Source organism: Actinospica durhamensis, assembly GCF_018139695.1.
GTDB classification, from domain to species: Bacteria; Actinomycetota; Actinomycetes; order Streptomycetales; family Catenulisporaceae; genus Actinospica; species Actinospica durhamensis.
In genome coordinates, this window is the sequence record NZ_JAGSOG010000007.1 from 1 (window position 1) to 15,667 (window position 15,667).

The 15,667-nt window shown below is 72.5% G+C and carries 17 protein-coding genes; 9 read left to right on the plus strand and 8 right to left on the minus strand.

The features are described 5' to 3' along the window. Together KDL01_RS02605 and lpdA are read right to left on the minus strand one after the other, a co-directional pair. The coding region (locus KDL01_RS02605; RefSeq protein WP_307846033.1) for a biotin/lipoyl-containing protein at nt 1–305 on the minus strand (305 nt) is incomplete at its 3' end. Nucleotides 306–355: 50 nt separating this feature from the next. Further along, a complete protein-coding gene (lpdA, locus tag KDL01_RS02610; protein WP_212526669.1) occupies nt 356–1,771 on the minus strand; it encodes a dihydrolipoyl dehydrogenase in 1,416 nt (471 codons plus the stop codon). A gap of 307 nt (nt 1,772–2,078) precedes the next feature. On the opposite strand from lpdA, the gene KDL01_RS02615 reads away from it, so the two are divergent. Continuing rightward, a complete protein-coding gene (locus KDL01_RS02615) occupies nt 2,079–2,426 on the plus strand; it encodes an oxidoreductase (RefSeq protein WP_438801945.1) in 348 nt (115 codons plus the stop codon). Nucleotides 2,427–2,496: 70 nt separating this feature from the next. Here the strand turns inward: KDL01_RS02615 and KDL01_RS02620 are convergent, their stop codons facing one another. Next, nucleotides 2,497–4,035, minus strand: coding sequence for a leucyl aminopeptidase (locus tag KDL01_RS02620; protein ID WP_212526671.1), 1,539 nt, complete (start codon nt 4,033–4,035; stop codon nt 2,497–2,499). Nucleotides 4,036–4,125: 90 nt separating this feature from the next. Here KDL01_RS02620 and gcvT point away from each other — a divergent pair, with 90 nt between their 5' ends. After that, nucleotides 4,126–5,238: a glycine cleavage system aminomethyltransferase GcvT gene (gene gcvT / locus KDL01_RS02625; RefSeq protein WP_212526672.1), complete on the plus strand. Its 1,113-nt coding sequence runs from the start codon at nt 4,126–4,128 to the stop codon at nt 5,236–5,238. 117 nt (nt 5,239–5,355) lie between these two features. Further along, nucleotides 5,356–5,961 (plus strand): hypothetical protein, encoded by a 606-nt coding sequence (locus tag KDL01_RS02630; protein ID WP_212526673.1) that lies wholly within the window; start codon nt 5,356–5,358, stop codon nt 5,959–5,961. Here KDL01_RS02630 and KDL01_RS02635 read toward each other — a convergent pair. The 3 genes from KDL01_RS02635 to cobU are packed head-to-tail and all read right to left on the minus strand — an operon-like array spanning nt 5,888 to nt 8,397. Continuing rightward, complete coding sequence (locus tag KDL01_RS02635; protein WP_212526674.1) at nt 5,888–6,682, minus strand: adenosylcobinamide-GDP ribazoletransferase; 795 nt, start codon at nt 6,680–6,682, stop codon at nt 5,888–5,890. The genes KDL01_RS02630 and KDL01_RS02635 overlap by 74 nt on opposite strands. Nucleotides 6,683–6,702: 20 nt before the next feature. Beyond that, a complete protein-coding gene (locus KDL01_RS02640; RefSeq protein WP_212526675.1) occupies nt 6,703–7,812 on the minus strand; it encodes a nicotinate-nucleotide--dimethylbenzimidazole phosphoribosyltransferase in 1,110 nt (369 codons plus the stop codon). Between the two features lie 6 nt (nt 7,813–7,818). After that, nucleotides 7,819–8,397 carry a bifunctional adenosylcobinamide kinase/adenosylcobinamide-phosphate guanylyltransferase gene (gene cobU / locus KDL01_RS02645; RefSeq protein ID WP_212526676.1) on the minus strand — a complete coding sequence of 193 codons (579 nt, stop codon included), beginning with the start codon at nt 8,395–8,397 and terminating at the stop codon, nt 7,819–7,821. Between the two features lie 27 nt (nt 8,398–8,424). Between cobU and KDL01_RS02650 the strand changes: the two genes are divergently transcribed. Then, the gene (locus tag KDL01_RS02650) at nt 8,425–8,649 is read left to right on the plus strand and encodes a hypothetical protein (RefSeq protein ID WP_212526677.1); all 225 of its coding nucleotides are present in this window, start codon (nt 8,425–8,427) and stop codon (nt 8,647–8,649) included. Between the two features lie 85 nt (nt 8,650–8,734). On the opposite strand, the gene KDL01_RS02655 is transcribed toward KDL01_RS02650, so the two are convergent. Then, nucleotides 8,735–9,730 carry an aldo/keto reductase family protein gene (locus KDL01_RS02655; protein ID WP_212526678.1) on the minus strand — a complete coding sequence of 332 codons (996 nt, stop codon included), beginning with the start codon at nt 9,728–9,730 and terminating at the stop codon, nt 8,735–8,737. Between the two features lie 61 nt (nt 9,731–9,791). Beyond that, entirely contained in the window at nt 9,792–10,400 is a 609-nt protein-coding gene (locus KDL01_RS02660) for a DUF3043 domain-containing protein (protein ID WP_212526679.1), read from the minus strand. Between the two features lie 184 nt (nt 10,401–10,584). On the opposite strand from KDL01_RS02660, the gene KDL01_RS02665 reads away from it, so the two are divergent. The 5 genes from KDL01_RS02665 (at nt 10,585) to KDL01_RS02685 (ending at nt 15,599) form a co-directional block, all read left to right on the plus strand. Further along, nucleotides 10,585–11,373, plus strand: a complete 789-nt coding sequence (locus tag KDL01_RS02665) for a PspA/IM30 family protein (RefSeq protein ID WP_212526742.1) — start codon at nt 10,585–10,587, stop codon at nt 11,371–11,373. Then, nucleotides 11,370–11,648, plus strand: coding sequence for a PspA-associated protein PspAA (gene pspAA / locus KDL01_RS02670; RefSeq protein WP_212526680.1), 279 nt, complete (start codon nt 11,370–11,372; stop codon nt 11,646–11,648). Before KDL01_RS02665 ends, pspAA begins: the two co-directional genes overlap by 4 nt. 271 nt (nt 11,649–11,919) lie before the next feature. After that, nucleotides 11,920–12,873 carry a zinc metalloprotease HtpX gene (gene htpX / locus KDL01_RS02675; protein WP_307846034.1) on the plus strand — a complete coding sequence of 318 codons (954 nt, stop codon included), beginning with the start codon at nt 11,920–11,922 and terminating at the stop codon, nt 12,871–12,873. 150 nt (nt 12,874–13,023) lie between these two features. After that, nucleotides 13,024–13,593: a PspA-associated protein PspAB gene (gene pspAB, locus KDL01_RS02680; RefSeq protein ID WP_212526681.1), complete on the plus strand. Its 570-nt coding sequence runs from the start codon at nt 13,024–13,026 to the stop codon at nt 13,591–13,593. 185 nt (nt 13,594–13,778) lie between these two features. Next, nucleotides 13,779–15,599 (plus strand): endonuclease/exonuclease/phosphatase family protein, encoded by a 1,821-nt coding sequence (locus tag KDL01_RS02685; protein WP_212526682.1) that lies wholly within the window; start codon nt 13,779–13,781, stop codon nt 15,597–15,599. Nucleotides 15,600–15,667 lie beyond the last annotated feature (68 nt).

A 15,667-nucleotide genomic window follows, 5' to 3' on the forward strand; every position in this document is an offset into this window, starting at 1 on the left:
GGCGCCGGAGCTGCGGCCGGGGCCGGGGCCGGGGCCGCGGGAGCCGCGGCCGGAGCCGGGGCGGAACCCGGAGCACCGATCACCGCGAGCGTGGTGCCCACGTCCACGGTCTCGTCCTCGCCCACCTTGATCGCGAGGACCACGCCGGCGGCCGGGGAGGGGATCTCGGTGTCGACCTTGTCGGTGGAGACCTCGAGCAGCGGCTCGTCGACCTCGACCGTCTCCCCTTCCTTCTTCAGCCACCGGGTGACGGTGCCCTCGGTGACCGATTCACCGAGCGCGGGCATCGTGACGGATACCGGCATGAGTTTCTCCTGGTTCGTTCTCGTCGTCTCGAAGTCGGTGAGTGGGGAGATCAGTCGTGCACGTGCAGCGGCTTGCCGGCCAGCGCCATGTGCGCCTCGCCGAGCGCCTCACCCTGGGTCGGGTGGGCGTGGACGAACTGCGCGACGTCTCCGGCGGTGGCGTCCCAGTTGTAGATCAGCTGCGCCTCGGCCACCAGCTCGCCGACCCGGTCGCCCACCATGTGGATGCCGACCACGCGGTCGTCCTCCCCGGCCACGCCCTGGATCTGGACCAGCTTGATCTCGCCCTGGGTCTTGAGGATCTTGCTCTTGCCGTTGCCGGCCAGGTTGTACGTGAAGGTCTTGATGTGGTCGGCGCCGTACTTCTCGGCCGCCTTGACCTCGGTCAGGCCGCAGGAGGCGACCTCGGGGTTCGAGTACGTGACGCGGGGCACGCCGTCGTAGTCGATCGGGCGCGGGTCGAGGCCCGCGATGTGCTCGGCCACCAGGATGCCCTCGGCGAAGCCCACGTGGGCCAGCTGCAGGGTCGGGATCAGGTCGCCGACCGCGTACACGTTCGGCACCGAGGTCTGGCAGTACTCGTTGACCTTGACGTAGCCGCGGTCCACCGCGACCCCGGCCTGTTCGAAGCCGAGGCCGGCCGAGACCGGGCCGCGGCCGACGGCCACGAGCAGCAGCTCGGCGTCGAAGGTCTTGCCCTTGGCGGTCGAGACGCGCACGCCGGAGTCCCCGGAGGCAAGTGTCACGGCCTCGACCCCGGTGAAGCCGTTGTCGATCTCGAACTTGATGCCGCGGCGGCGGAAGGCGCGCTCGAGCAGCTTCGAGGAAGCCACGTCCTCGTTCGGCACCAGGTGCGGCAGGAACTCCACGATGGTGACGTCCGCGCCGAAGCTCTTGTATACGGAGGCGAACTCGCAGCCGATCACGCCGCCGCCCAGGATGACCACGGAGGCCGGCACCCGGTCCAGCTTCAGCGCGTGGTCGCTGCTGATGATCCGCTGGCCGTCGATCTCCAGGCCCGGCAGCGACTTCGGCACGGAGCCGGTGGCCAGCACGACGTTGCGGCCGGTGTAGACCTCGCCGTTCACGGTGACCTGGTTCGGCGCGCTGAGCGTGCCCTCGCCGGCCACGAAGGTGATCTTGCGGGCCTTCACGATGCCCTGCAGGCCCTTGTAGAGGCCGGAGACGACGCCGTCCTTGTACTTGTTCACGCCCGGCATGTCGATGCCCTCGAGCACGGTCTTGACGCCGAAGGACTCGCCCTCGCGTGCCAGGTCGGCCACCTCGGCGGCGTGCAGCAGCGCCTTCGTCGGGATGCAGCCGCGGTGCAGACAGGTGCCGCCCACCTCGGCCTTCTCGATCAGGGCGACGTTCATCCCGAGGTCGGCCGCACGGAACGCGCAGGCGTACCCGCCGGAACCGCCACCGAGGATCACCACATCGAATACGTTCCCGGCCTCAGCCACTTGTCCGTCTCCTCGCGTTGTTCACGCTGTCTCCACACCGGCGCGCCGACGGTGTCGCCATGACGCGCCCCGACCTGTCCGCAACTCGCCGCCTCCGGGGGTCGAATCCTGGCACACTGGCTTCAACGGTCGGCCGGGCGAGTCGTCACTGGGAAGCTTAAACCGGTTCCCGCCCCGGTCGCCTCGCCGGGCGGGCCGTCGGGCCGAGTCGGCCCTGACCGGTCAGCGGGCCTGTTCGCTGCGCCGACAGGCCTGTCCGCAATCCGGTCGGCCGGGTGACCTGCCCCGCCGTGCAGTCGAGGGAGTGATGAGCGTGGCCGTCTTCCGGCGCCGTGACGAGCGCGCAGGTGGGGGCCGCGTGGACGCCCGTGCGTACCGTGACGGCGAGGCGCACCTTACCCGATTCGCCCGCTCCCGGATCGGGGTGGAGGCCTACGTGGAGCCGCGTACGGCTGTGACGGACACCACAATCGTGCTGGTGGCGGCGACGGGGGAGTGGACCCGCCGTAGGATGCCCGGCCCGCAGGCCGCCCATCAGCTCGCCCACCGGCTCGGCATCCCGGCCTATGACGCGGCCGTGGTGGGCTACCCGCAGCGGATGCGGGACTGGAACTCGCGGCTGGCCGACGAGGCCAAGGCGCGGCGCGAGATCTGACGGCTTGTACGAAGAACCGCGGCCCACGTCCGGATTCCGGACGTGGGCCGTGATCGGCGCCGCGTGGACTCTAGAGCAGCCCGGAGGCCGCGTCGTCGGCCAGCTGCACCAGGGTGCGCAGCGCGAAGCCCACGCCGCCCTTGGGGGTGTAGCCGTGCGGGGCGGCCTCGTTGAAGGACGGGCCCGCGATGTCCAGGTGCGCCCACGGGATCCGGCCCTCGCCGTTCTCGCCCACGAACTCCTGCAGGAACAGGCCGGCCACCAGCATGCCGCCCATCCGCTCGCCGATGTTGGCGATGTCGGCCACCTGGGTGTCCATCGACTTGCGCAGGTGCACCGGCAGCGGCATCGGCCAGAAGTCCTCGCCCGCGCGCTCGGCCGCGGACTCGACCTGCGCCCGGAACTCGTCGTCGTTCGCCATGATCGCGCCGGTGCGCAGGCCCAGCGCCATCACCTGGGCGCCGGTCAGCGTGGCCACGTCCACGATCGCGTCCGGCCCCTCCAGGCTCGCCGCCACGATCGCGTCGGCCAGCACGAGCCGGCCCTCGGCGTCGGTGTTGAGCACCTCCACCGTCTTGCCGCCGAACATGGTCAGCACGTCGGACGGACGGATCGCGTTGCCGCCGGGCATGTTCTCGGCCAGCGCCGCCCACGCGGTCACGTTCACCGGCAGGCCGAGCCGGGCCACCGTCAGCGCCGCGTGCACGACGGCGGCGGCCCCGGACATGTCCGACTTCATGGTCATCATGGAGGCCGGCGGCTTGAGCGAGATGCCGCCGGTGTCGAAGGTGATGCCCTTGCCCACGAAGGCCAGCTTCCGGGTCGCCTCCGGGTGCGTGTAGGTGACCTTCACCAGGCGCGGGCCGCGGGTCGAGCCCTGGCCGACGCCGGTCAGGCCGCCGTAGCCGCCCTCGCGCAGCTGCGTGTCGTCGAGGATCTCGATGCTCACCGAGCCCACCCCGGCCGCCTCCACCGCGGCGGTCGCGGCCTCGGCGAAGGCCTGCGGGAACAGGTGCGAGGGCGGGGTGTTGATCAGGTCGCGGGTGGCGGTGACCGCCTCGCCGAGCACCTCGGCGCGGCGGGCCGCGGCCTCGGTCTCCGCGTCCGGGGCGGCCGTGGTGAGCAGCACCACCTCGGCCACCGGGGCCTTGCGCTGGGCCGGGTCGCCGGTCTTGAGCCCGTCGTACGCGTAGGCGCCGAAGGCCGCGCCCTCGGCGGTGGCGGCCAGCACCTCGACGCCGGAGGCGCCGACCGCGACGGCCACCTTGGCCTTGCCGGCCAGCGAGCGCACCGCGGCGCCGACCGACTTGCGCAGATCCTCGAGGCCGTCGGCCCCGACGACCTCGCCGTCGCCGGCCTCGCCGAGGCCCACCACGACCAGCAGCGCGGCCGCGAGGGCCCCGCCGGTGGCCACGCGGGTGGTCTCCTCGGCCGCACCCGACACGCCGAGCGTATTCAGGGTCGCGGCGAGCGTGCCGCCGAGCGCCTCGTCCACGGCGGCGGCTCCGGGGGACAGTGCCAGCCCCTCGCCGTCCTTGTACACCCCGACGATGATCGCGTCGGCCGCTACCTCGGCCACCGGACCGGACTGGATTGAGATCGTGGTCACTGTCGTAAGCCCCTGTACTCGTTCGTGGATACTGATCGGACCCTCGGCATCGTAACCGGGGCCCGTCACAGGCGCGATATCGTCATACCCATGACAACGCCGTCCCTGCGCCTCTCGCCTCTGCACGACCGCCACCACGCCCTCGGCGCGAAAATGGCCGACTTCGGTGGCTGGGAGATGCCGATCGAGTACGCCGGGACGGTGGGCGAGCACGCGGCCGTGCGCGAGCACGTCGGGGTGTTCGACGTGAGCCACCTCGGCAAGGCGACCGTGGCCGGGCCCGGCGCCTTCGACTTCGTCAACCGGGTGCTGGCCAACGACCTGCGCCGGATCGGCCCCGGCCGGGCCCAGTACACGCTGTGCTGCGACGAGGCCACCGGCGGCGTGGTCGACGACCTGATCGCCTACGTGAAGTCCGAGGACGAGGTCTTCCTCATCCCGAACGCCGCCAACACCGCCGAGGTGGTGCGCCGGCTGACCGAGGCGGCCCCCGAGGGCGTCACCGTGACCGACCAGCACGAGGAGTTCGCCGTGCTGGCCGTGCAGGGCCCGGACTCCGAGGCGCTGATCAGGACCCTCGGCCTGCCTGCCGACTTCGACTACATGGCCTTCGCGACCGCGCTGTGGGAGGGACGGCCGCTGACGGTGTGCCGCACCGGCTACACCGGCGAGCACGGCTACGAGCTCGTCTGCCGCTGGGACGACGCCGAGGCGCTGTGGGGCGCGATCCTGGCCGCCGGCGAGCCCTTCGAGATCAAGCCCTGCGGCCTCGGCGCACGCGACACGCTGCGCACCGAGATGGGCTACCCGCTGCACGGCCAGGACCTGTCCCTGGAGATCTCCCCGGTCCAGGCCCGCGCCGGGTGGGCGGTGGGCTGGAAGAAGGACGAGTTCTGGGGCCGCGAGCCGCTGCTGGCGGAGAAGGCGGCCGGACCTCGCCGGGTGCTGTGGGGCCTGCGCCAGGTCGACCGCGCCATCCCCCGCCCGCACATGTCCGTGCACGCCGGCGCCGAGCCGGGCACCGAGGACGTGATCGGCGAGGTGACCAGCGGCACGTTCTCCCCGACCCTCAAGCTCGGCATCGCGCTCGCGCTGCTGCCCCCGACCGCGGCCGAGGGCGACGTCGTCTACCTCGACGTGCGCGGTCGGCGCGCGGCGTTCGAGGTGGTCAAGCCGCCGTTCGTGAAGGTCTCCACCCGCTGATCCGCTCCGCCCCGCCTTGACGCGGCCCGCACGTTCCTGCTCTGATTCCCGAGCCGGAACGCGCGGGCCGCGCGCGTGACCGGGCATGGCCGGGGGGCGGCAGTGGGAGGGCGCGGAATGCAGGCCGGGGACGTCGGTGAGCTGGGGCCCGAGCGTGCGCTGGAACCCGAGGACGCCCCGCCCCAGGTGGTGGGCTGTCCGAAATGCCGGCGCGCCGACGTGGTCGCACCGGTGCCGGCCGCGGTGCGCCGCGGCGCCCCGATCGATCCGGCGCAGCCGTCGGTCCGCGGCGTCAGAGGCCTGGTCGTGTGCTGGGCCGTCACCGTTCTGATGGGCGCGGACGACGTTTCCTGGCCGCTCACCGCGCACCTGCCGGCGCTCGCCGTCGTCAGCCTGTTCGCGCTGGGCAGCTCCTCCTCCACCCGAGACCTCGTCAGACGCCGTCGCCGGGTGCGCTCCGGGCGGGCCGCGGCCGTGGCCGTGTGGAACGAGGGCTGGTTCTGCGCCCGCTGCGGCGTGGTCTACTTCCAGCCCGGATACGAGCCGAGGAACCTCGCGCTGCACGAGGCCGTGAGGCCCGAGCGCTTCCGCCGCGAGGTCTACCTGGCCGGCGGGTATGAGGACATGGACGTCGAGGGCAAACCCCTGATCAGCGCGCCGCGAGGACCAGCAGCGCGGCGGTGGTGGCCGTCTCCGTCAGCGCGCCGAGCACGTCGCCGGTGATCCCGCCGAAGCGGGTGACGCAGCGGCGTAGCAGGATCAGCGCACACGCGACGCCGGCCAGGCAGGCGGCGCCGGAGAGCCACGCCGCGTCCGTGCCGCGGACCAGGCCGAGACCGGCGCACCCGGCGACGCAGCACAGTGCGATCGCCGCGGCCACGCCCGTGCGCACGGAGCCGGCGACCCAGGCGCCGAGGCCGTCGGGGCGGGCGCTCGGGACGCGCGGAGTGCAGGCCGCCGGGATCGCCAGCCGCCCGGCCACCGCCGCGACGATGATCGCCAGACCGCCGCGCTGGTGCGCGTAGGCCGCGTTGATCGCGCCGATCTGCAGGCCCAGCACCAGCACCAGCGTCACCACGCCGAACGGGCCGATGTCCGAGCGCTTCATGATCTCCAGCGCCGCGGCCTTCGGCTTGGCCGAACCGAGCGCGTCGGCCACGTCCGCCAACCCGTCCAGATGCAGGGCCCTGGTCAGCGCCGCCAGCGCGGCCACCGCCGCCACCGCGGCGAGGAAGGTCGAACCCGTATACCCGCGCACCGCCCAGCCCGCCGCCGCGGCGAGCAGGCCGAGACCCAGGCCCACCAGCGGCGCGCAGGCCATCGCGCGTCCGGCGGTGCGGCGGTCGGCCTCGTCGATCGGGACGCGCAGGATGCTGAGCGTCCCGATCGCCAGGCGCAGCCCGGGCCAGGGCAGGCCGCTGGGTATGGAGCCGGAGTCGTTCATCGCGCGGATACGACGACGCGTCAGAGCGCGCTGCGGACGGTGGGCTCGGGCAGGCCCGCGTCGGCGTAGGACGGGGTTTCGGCCAGCAGGCTCACGGCCGAGCGGACCAGCGGCAGCGCCAGCAGCGCGCCGCAGCCCGCGCCCGCGCGCACCTTGAAGTCCAGCAGCGGCTCGAGGCTGAGCCGGTCCAGCGCCTTCTGCTGCGCCGGCTCCGGCGAGAGCTGCGCGGCCAGGCACCACTCCGGCGTGCGGAAGGCGATCCGCTGCGCCAGCAGCGCGCAGGCCGTCGCGCCCACGCCGTCGAGCAGCACCGGGGTGCGCCGCAGCGCCGCCTGCAGGATGAAGCCGGTCGCGGCGGCGAAGTCGGGGCCGCCGCTGACCGCCAGCAGTTCGTACTGGTCCGCCAGCACCGGCCGGGCCAGCCGCAGCGCGTCCCGTACGGCCGCGCACTTCACCGTCCAGCCGGCGTCGTCGATCCCGCTCCCGCGCCCGGTCACCGAGGCGGCGTCCGCTCCGGTCAGCGCGGCTACCAGGACCGCGGCCGGGGTGGTGTGCCCGGCCCCGACCAGCGCGGGCAGCAGCAGGTCGGCCCCGGCGTCGATCTCGGCGTCGGCCAGCTCCCGGCCCAGCGCGAAGGCGGCCACCGCCTCGTCCCTGGTGCACGCGGACTCGCGGTCGATCCGGCCGGTCCCGCGCCGGATCCGACCCGCCGTCACCTCCGCGGGCAGCTCGGCGAGTTCCTCGAGGTCGCAGTCCACGGATACGTCGAGCAGCCGCACGCTCGCCTCGTGCGCGCGGGCCAGGACGGCGGCCGGGCCCTCACCGCGGGCGTACATCCGCAGCAGCGCCGCGGTCGAGCCCGGCGGCTGCGCGGTGACCCGGTGTCCGTTCGTCTCGACCGACGCGATGCCGTGGTCGCCCGCGAACAGCACCAGGCGGGCCCGCTGGATCGGCCGCGGCGGGCACTGGCCCTGCACCGCGCACAGCCAGCCGGCCACCTTCTCCAGGCTGCCGAACGAGCGCGGGGGCAGCGCGAGCTCGCCGGACCACCGCTCGGCCGCGGCGGCCCGCATCGCGTCGGTGGGACGGCGCACGTCCTCGGAGAGCTTGTGCAGGTCTGTGGTTTCCATCGGCGCTCACTTTAGCCGCAGCGGCAAGCCCGCGACGACGAGCGTCACCTCGTCCGCCGCGGCCGCGAGCGCCTGGTTGAGCCGGCCGAGTTCATCCCGGAACCTGCGGGTGCCCGGGTCGGTCGGGACCAGGCCGAATCCCAGCTCGTTCGAGACAAGCACCACCGTGCCGCCGCACCCGGCGTACGCGGCGATCAGATCCCGCGTCAGATCGGCCAGCAGGCCCTGGGCCGGGCCGCGGGTCCAGGCCTGTTCGTCCCAGGCCTCGACCGTGTCCATGGCCGCGGTCAGCCACAGCGTCATGCAGTCGGCCAGCACCGGGCCCTCGGCCGTACGCAGCAGCGCGGCGAGCGCGGCTGGATCCTCACCGGTCTCCACGGTGCGCCAGGAGGCCGGGCGCCGGTCGCGGTGGTGCGCGATCCGCGCGGCCCACTCCTCGTCGCCCGGGTAGCGCGGCGCCGTCGCGGCGTAGGTCACCGGCTCCGGGCCGGGCGCCTCGGCCAGCAGCCGCTCGGCGAAACCCGACTTGCCCGAGCGGGCCCCGCCCAGGACGAGGACGCGGCGCGCCGCGGGCCGAGTGGGCACGGGAAACTCCTCGGTAGTCTTGGTGACATGGCATTCACGTGGCGGTATGAGAACGCGTCAGGCGAGCAGGTCGAACCGATCGTGCCGGTCGAGGGCGAGCACACCGCCCACCCGAACCAGGGGGACGCGGAATCCTGGATCGGCGAGTACTGGCCGGACCTGCTCTCCGCCGAGGTCGACCAGGTCAGCCTGCTCGAGGACGGCGCCGTGGTCTACGGGCCGATGTCGCTGCACGAGGACCTGCCCGTCTGAGCGCGCCCGCGGGAGCGGACCGAGCGGGCGCCGCGCCGCCCTGGGAGGGTGGGCGCGGTGCCCGCTCGGTGTCCGCCGGGACCGGCTACGGCCGGGCGGCGGGGGAGACGGTCTTGGCCGGGTCGCGCTCGATCACCGGGTCCAGGATGTCGTCGATCCGCTTGAGCAGGCCGGCGTCCAGCTTCACGCCGGCCGCCTTGACGTTCTCGCGCACCTGCTCCGGACGGGTCGCGCCGACGATCGCGGCGGCCACGTTCGGGTTCTGCAGGGTCCAGGCCACCGCGAGCTGCGCCAGGCTCAGCCCGGCCTCGGCGGCCAGCGGCTCGAGCTGCGCGACCCGGCCCAGGATGTCGTCGGTCAACATCGGGGTGATGAAGTTCGCGCCCCGCTCCGCGGTCGCCCGCGAGCCGGCCGGCACCGGCTGGCCCGGCTTGTACTTGCCGGTCAGCACGCCCTGCGCGATCGGGGACCAGACGATCTGGCTCAGCCCCAGCTCCTCGCTGGCCGGCACCACCTCGGCCTCGATCACCCGCCACAGCATGTTGTACTGCGGCTGGTTCGAGACCAGCGGCACGTGCAGCTCCTTGGCCAGCTCGGCCGCGGCCCTGATCTCCTCGGCCCGCCACTCCGAGACGCCGATGTAGAGCGCCTTGCCGGAGCGCACCACGTCGGCGAACGCCAGCATGGTCTCCTCCAGCGGCGTCGAGACGTCGTACCGGTGCGCCTGGTAGAGGTCGACGTAGTCGGTGCGCAGCCGCCGCAGCGAGCCGTTGATCGACTCGGCGATGTGCTTGCGCGAGAGGCCGCGGTCGTTGCGGCCGGGGCCGGTGGGCCAGAAGACCTTGGTGAATATCTCAAGGCCCTCGCGGCGCTCGCCGGCCAGGGCGTCGCCGAGCACCTCCTCCGCCTTGGTGCCGGCGTAGACGTCCGCCGTGTCGAACGTCGTGATGCCCTCATCGAGCGCGGCGCGCACACACGCGTGCGCGGCCTCCGCCTCGATCTGGGAACCGTGGGTGATCCAGTTGCCGTACGCGATCTCGCTGACGATCAGGCCGCTGCGGCCGAGGTGACGAAACTCCATGGCTTCACCCTACGCCCGGCCCTTACCGCCACGATCTTCGCCCGGTTGGGGCGGGACGGGCTCAGACCTTCGGCTTGCCGCTCATGGTCACCCGGGCCTTGGGCTGGCGCATGAAGCGGGGCATCAGCGCGCGGGAGAAGGCGTAGAAGCCGGTGCCGCGCACGTCCTCGGGACCGAACTCGGCGGCCACCGCGCGCTTGACCCGGAAGGTCAGCAGCACCCCGAGCAGCAGGCCGACGACGACCACGACCTCCATGACGAGCTCGCCCACCACGATCACGCCCGACTTGCCGGTGATCAGCGTGGCCCAGCTGAGCACGACCAGCGGCATCAGCAGTTCCAGCAGGCGGAAGCGGCCGTCCACGTAGTCGCGCACGAACGCACGGGCCTTGCCCTGGTCGCGCGCGGGGTAGAAGCGCTCGTCGCCGGCCTTCAGGGCCTGGCGGGAGCGGTCGTAGGAGGCGCGCTGGGCGTCGCGCTCCGCCCGCTTGGCCTGCTTCGGGTCGCTCGGCAGCGCGCCGAGGCGCTGCTTGCGGGCGCTCTCGGCGTCGCGCCGGGACGGAGTGGGCCGGCCCTTGCCGGAGGGGGCCTCGGTCTTGCCGGCCTGGGCCGGGACCTCGTCGACGGGCGCGTCGATCGGCTGCTTGGCGGAGGAACTACGTCGGAACACGTATGGAAGCGTAAACGCTAAGTGCTCCGGGACATAACCGCCCCGGCGCGGGGCAGGACGCCAAACAGCGGGAGCGATGGCCCCACAACGGTACGAGGGAATATCGTGGAAGCAGACGAGTCCGAACGTGAGCGATACCGCACCTTTTGAAGGGGGAGCTGGAGGGCTGATGGCCGACGGAGTTATGAAGCGCATGTCCTTGATCTTCAAGTCCAAGGCCAACAAGGCCCTGGACAAGTACGAGGATCCGCGCGAGACACTCGACTACTCGTACCAGAAGCAGATGGAACTGCTGCAGAAGGTGCGGCGCGGGGTCGCCGACGTGGCCACCTCCCGCAAGCGGGTCGAACTGCAGATGAAGAAGCTCCAGCAGGAGGGCGACAAGCTCGAGAGCCAGGCCCGCCGCGCGCTCGAGCTCAACCGCGAGGACCTCGCGCGCGAGGCGCTCACCCGCCGGGCGAACATCTCCGCGCAGATCAGCGACTTGAACACGCAGTACGAGTCCCTCCAGGGCCAGGAGGAGAACCTCGTCCGGCAGTCCAAGGCGCTCGAGGCCAAGGTGGAGTCCTTCCGCACGCAGAAGGAGACCATCAAGGCCACCTACACCGCCGCCCAGGCGCAGGCCCAGATCGGCGAGGCCTTCTCCGGCATCTCCGAGGAGATGGGCGACATCGGCATGGCCATACAGCGCGCGCAGGACAAGACCGCGCAGCTGCAGGCCCGCGCGTCCGCGGTGGACGAGCTGATGGCCTCCGGCGCCCTGGACGACCCGTCCGGCCTCGGCAAGGACGACATCACCCGGCAGCTCGAGCAGCTCTCGGCCGGCGGCGCGGTGGACGACCAGCTGGCCAAGATGAAGCTGGAGCTGTCCGGCGGCTCGACCAAGGCGCTGGACGCCGGCTCGAGCACCTCCTACGCCAAGAACGACGACATCAGCGACGCCGACGTGCTCAAGGAGGGTGGCGCGGCATGATCGTGCGCATCCTGGGCGAGGGCCAGCTGGTTCTCGAGAAGGAGTCCCTGGCCGAGCTCAACCAGCTCGACGACGCGCTGATGGCGTCGGTCGAGTCGGGCGAGCAGGGGCCCTTCGAGGTGGCCATGAAGGCCCTGCTCGGCAAGGTCCGCGAGCTCGGCACGCCGCTGCCGGTGGAGGAGCTCAAGCCGAGCGACTTCATCCTGCCCAACGCCGACGCGAGCCTCGACGAGGTGCGCGACCTGCTCTCCTCGGACGGGCTCATCCCGGGCTGAGCGGCCGCCCGGATCCCGACGTCCCCTCCGCGCCCCGGCGCGCAGGGGACGTCCGTCGCACGGGGTGGGCGCGGGCCGGCCGGTTCCGACCGGTGTGGCCGGGGTAGGTGTGAGCCGGGCTTGTGACCTGGGCGCGCAGGACTCGCCGCGCCCGGGGAACGGCCCGGGGAACCACCCGGAGGATCTGATCGTTGACGGGGGTAAGCACAGAGGTACTACCGACAACGACGGCCCGTCGGAGGGCGGCCGGCACGGAAGGCGGGCTGGGACAGTGGCGAAGACGAGATTTGCGCCCGATCGGGGGCTGACCTCCCGCATGGTGCTCGTCATGTTCCTCATCGGCCTGCTCGCGGTGGCCTTCATCGCCGCGCTGGTCGCGTTCGTACCGGCGCAAAGCCTGCCGGTGGTCCTGATCTTCGCGGGCGCCATCCTGTTCGCGCAGTTCTTCTTCTCGGACAAGATCGCCACCTTCGCCATGGGCGCGCGCGAGGTGCAGCCCAACGACAGCCGGGAGGCCGAGGCGCTGCACGCCATGGTCGAGCGGCTGTGCGCGATGGCGGACATGCCCAAGCCGCGGGTGGCCATCGCCGAGACCTCGGTGCCCAACGCCTTCGCCACCGGGCGCAACCCGAACAACGCGGTGATCTGCGTCACCACCGGCCTGCTGCACAACTCCACGCTGAACCGGGACGAACTCGAGGGCGTGCTGGCGCACGAGCTCTCGCACGTGGCCCACCGCGACGTGATGGTCATCACCATCGCCTCGTTCCTGGGCATCCTGGCCGGGCTGGTCGCGCGGATGGCCTTCTGGTTCGGCCTCGGCGGGGACCGCAGGGACAACCGCGACGACGGCGTGCCGGTGCAGCTGATCATCATGCTCGTCTCGGTGGTCACCTACGCGATCTCCTTCCTGCTCATCCGGGCCCTCTCGCGCTACCGCGAGTTCGCCGCCGACCGGGCCGGCGCGCTGCTGACCGGGCAGCCCATGGCGCTGGCCTCCGCGCTCGGCAAGATCACCGGCGACATGGCCAAGATCCCGCAGCAGGACCTGCGCGCGGCCGAGCCGTTCAACGCCTTCTACTTCGCCCCGGCGTTCACCCGGGACTCGGCGATGGCGCTGCTCTCCACCCACCCGGCCACCGAGAAGCGGATCGAGCAGCTCTACAAGATCAACGCCCAGCTCGGCGGCCCGGCGGCCCCCGAGGTCCACGGGCACCGGCACTGAGCCGGGCATCGGCACTGAGCGCGGCGCGGCGGTAGGGCGGCGGTACGGCAGCGCGGCGGCGAGCAGCAGGCAGCGCGGGCCGCAGGGCGGTACGGAGCAGCTGAGCAGCACGACACGGACCGGCGGGCGCGCCGGGGATAGGGTGAGGGCATGGGTTTCCTCGACACGCTGCTGGGGCGGAGCAAGCCCGTCCAGCCGAATCTGGACCAGCTCTTCGGCCTGCCCTCCGCCGCCATGACCCTCGAGGTCAACGGCACCTTCCGGCCCACCGGCTACGGCTCGGTGTGCTACCGCAAGGCCGAGGGCGGCGCGTTCCACCAGGTCGAGACCGAGATCGAGGAACTGCTCCAGAGCATCGACGGTCCGCAGATCGAGGTCACCAAGGACCAGTACGGCTACACCTGGCTCACCAGCCGTCATCCCAAGGACGACATGACGGGCCTGGTCACCGACCTGCACGCGGTCAACTCCGAGCTGCAGGACAAGGGCTTCGGCCCGTACCTGCTGTGCACGCTGGTCAGCTTCCAGGACGACCGCGGCCGCAAGCTCGCGCTGATCTACCTCTACAAGCGCGGCACCTTCTACCCCTTCGCCCCGCAGAACGAGCCGAACCGCGACAACACCCTCGAGCTGCAGATGCGCTCCGAGCTCACCAACGACCTGCGCCTGGAGCAGGATCTGGGCCGCTGGTTCCCGGTGTGGGGCGCACCAGGGCTCTGAGGCGCCGCGGCGCGCGTGTCGGCGCCGTCGTACAACGGCGTATGTCGCGGCGGCGACCGCGAAACCTTACCCACGTCACACCTCTGCCACGATTCGGCGGCCGGACTTGCCAGCCCCGGTGACCAGGGCGCTAGGCTCGGCGCGTCGGGGCGGCTGAGCAGGGGCCACGGCGCGGTTCAGGTGCCGTGGAGGACGACGAAGCGATGGTGGCTGGGCCGGTGACCAATGCCGAGGGTGACGAACAGGCCGGACGGGATCTTCCCGACCTCCGGCTCTGGCCCGAGTTCGGTATTCCCGCCCCCCGTGCCGAACAGGCGCCGGGGCAGAGCCAGTCGGAAGCGTCCGTACCCGGGGTGAACCCGCCCGCGGCCGACCCGGCGGACCCGATGAGCGCGGCGGCACCAACGAGCCCGAGCGCCACTCCGGTGATTCCCGCGCAGCCGGCGTCGAGCGCCTCACCCGCACTTCCGCAGGGCCCGATGACGTCCCCGTTCGCACCGCAGGGCCCGCATCGGGTTCTGAATCAGACTCAGATCCCCGGCCAGGCCTGGCCGCAGGGCCCGGTCCCTGGCCGCACCCTGCCGTACCCGCCGCGCGCGCTCAGCGCCGCCCGTCCGGTCCCGGAGCTCGCCGGACCGTCCTCGGGCGGCTCGATCCCGACTCAGCCCTCGGACCCATTCCGCGGCGGGGCGGCCGTGCCGCAGCAGCCCGCCGCCGCCCCGATCGAGGCGGGCGGGGTCGGGTTCACCGACGCGGCCGCGACCGTGCCGGACGCGTCCGCCGCCGTTCCGGGCGTCGGCGCGGGCGTCGGTCCGGGCTCCGGCCCGGTTCCCGGCCCGGTCTGCGTTCCGGCCGAGTTCGGGTCGATCGCGGTTCCGACCGTCGAGCCGTTCCCCGCGCCCGAAGGCGAGCAGGCAGGCGACGGCCCGGGCACGGACGAACCCGCCCCCGACACCGGCACCCAGCCGACGACGAAGGCGGCCAGGCGCTCGCACCGCGCGTCCTCGATGCGCCGTCAGACCTCCTCGGCCATAGCCGTTCTGGGCTGGCTGGCCGTCAGTTTCCTGGTGCTGCACCGGTATCTGCCGGACGTCGGCGGCGTCGGGTCGCTGCTCGAGACGTGGCTGCCGTGGATCGCCGTACCGGTGGTGGCGCTGCTGGTCGCGGCCGGGATAGTGCACACCCGCCGCGCGCTGATCGCGACGCTCGCGGCGGCGCTCGTGTGGACCGCGCTCTACGGCCCGCAGCTGCTGCCGCGCGGGAGCGACGCGCCCGCGCAGCTGCACATCTTCAGCGAGGACGTGAACGGCGTCACCAGCGAGGTCACCACCTCCGGCACCATGGCGCTCGCCCAGCACGCCGACATCGTCGCGCTGGAGGACGTGTACTCGAACGTCTCCCAGTCCTCTTCGGTCAACGCGCTCAACAACGCCTACAAGTACCACGTCACCGAGTACGAGTTCGGGCTCTGGAGCCGCTACCCGATCTCCGCGGAGAAGCCGATCACCCTCGGCACCACGCAGGACGGCGCGGTCTCGCTCGACACCCAGTCGGCGGGCATGGCCGCCGCGACCGCGGGCACGCCGGTCATCGGCGCGCTCGAGGCCACGATCTCGATGCCGGACGGCAAGCCGCTCACCGTCTACCTGCTGCACCTGCCGCAGCCGGTGCTCGGCAACCAGGGCTTCGCCAAGGCCCGCGACGCCGCGCTGACCCAGCTGGTGGCGGTACTCAAGGCCGACACCTCGCCGCGGCTCGCGGTCATAGGCGACGTGAACGTGGCCGCGACCGACCGGCAGTTCTCCCAGCTCACCCAGGGCGTCGGGCTGCAGAGCGCGCAGCAGGCCGCGGGCAGCGGCTTCGGGTTCACCTGGCCCGCCGAGTTCCCCATCGTGCGCCTCGATGACGTGCTCACCCGCGGCCTGCAGCCGCTGCGCTCGAGTGTGCTGCCGGCCATCGCGGGCGGCCAGTCCCACCTGCCGATCGAAGTCGACCTCGACTACTGAGCCGTCCGGGCCGCCGAGCCCCGCACGCCGAACATGCCGAACATGCCGAACGCCGGGCACCCCGCGGG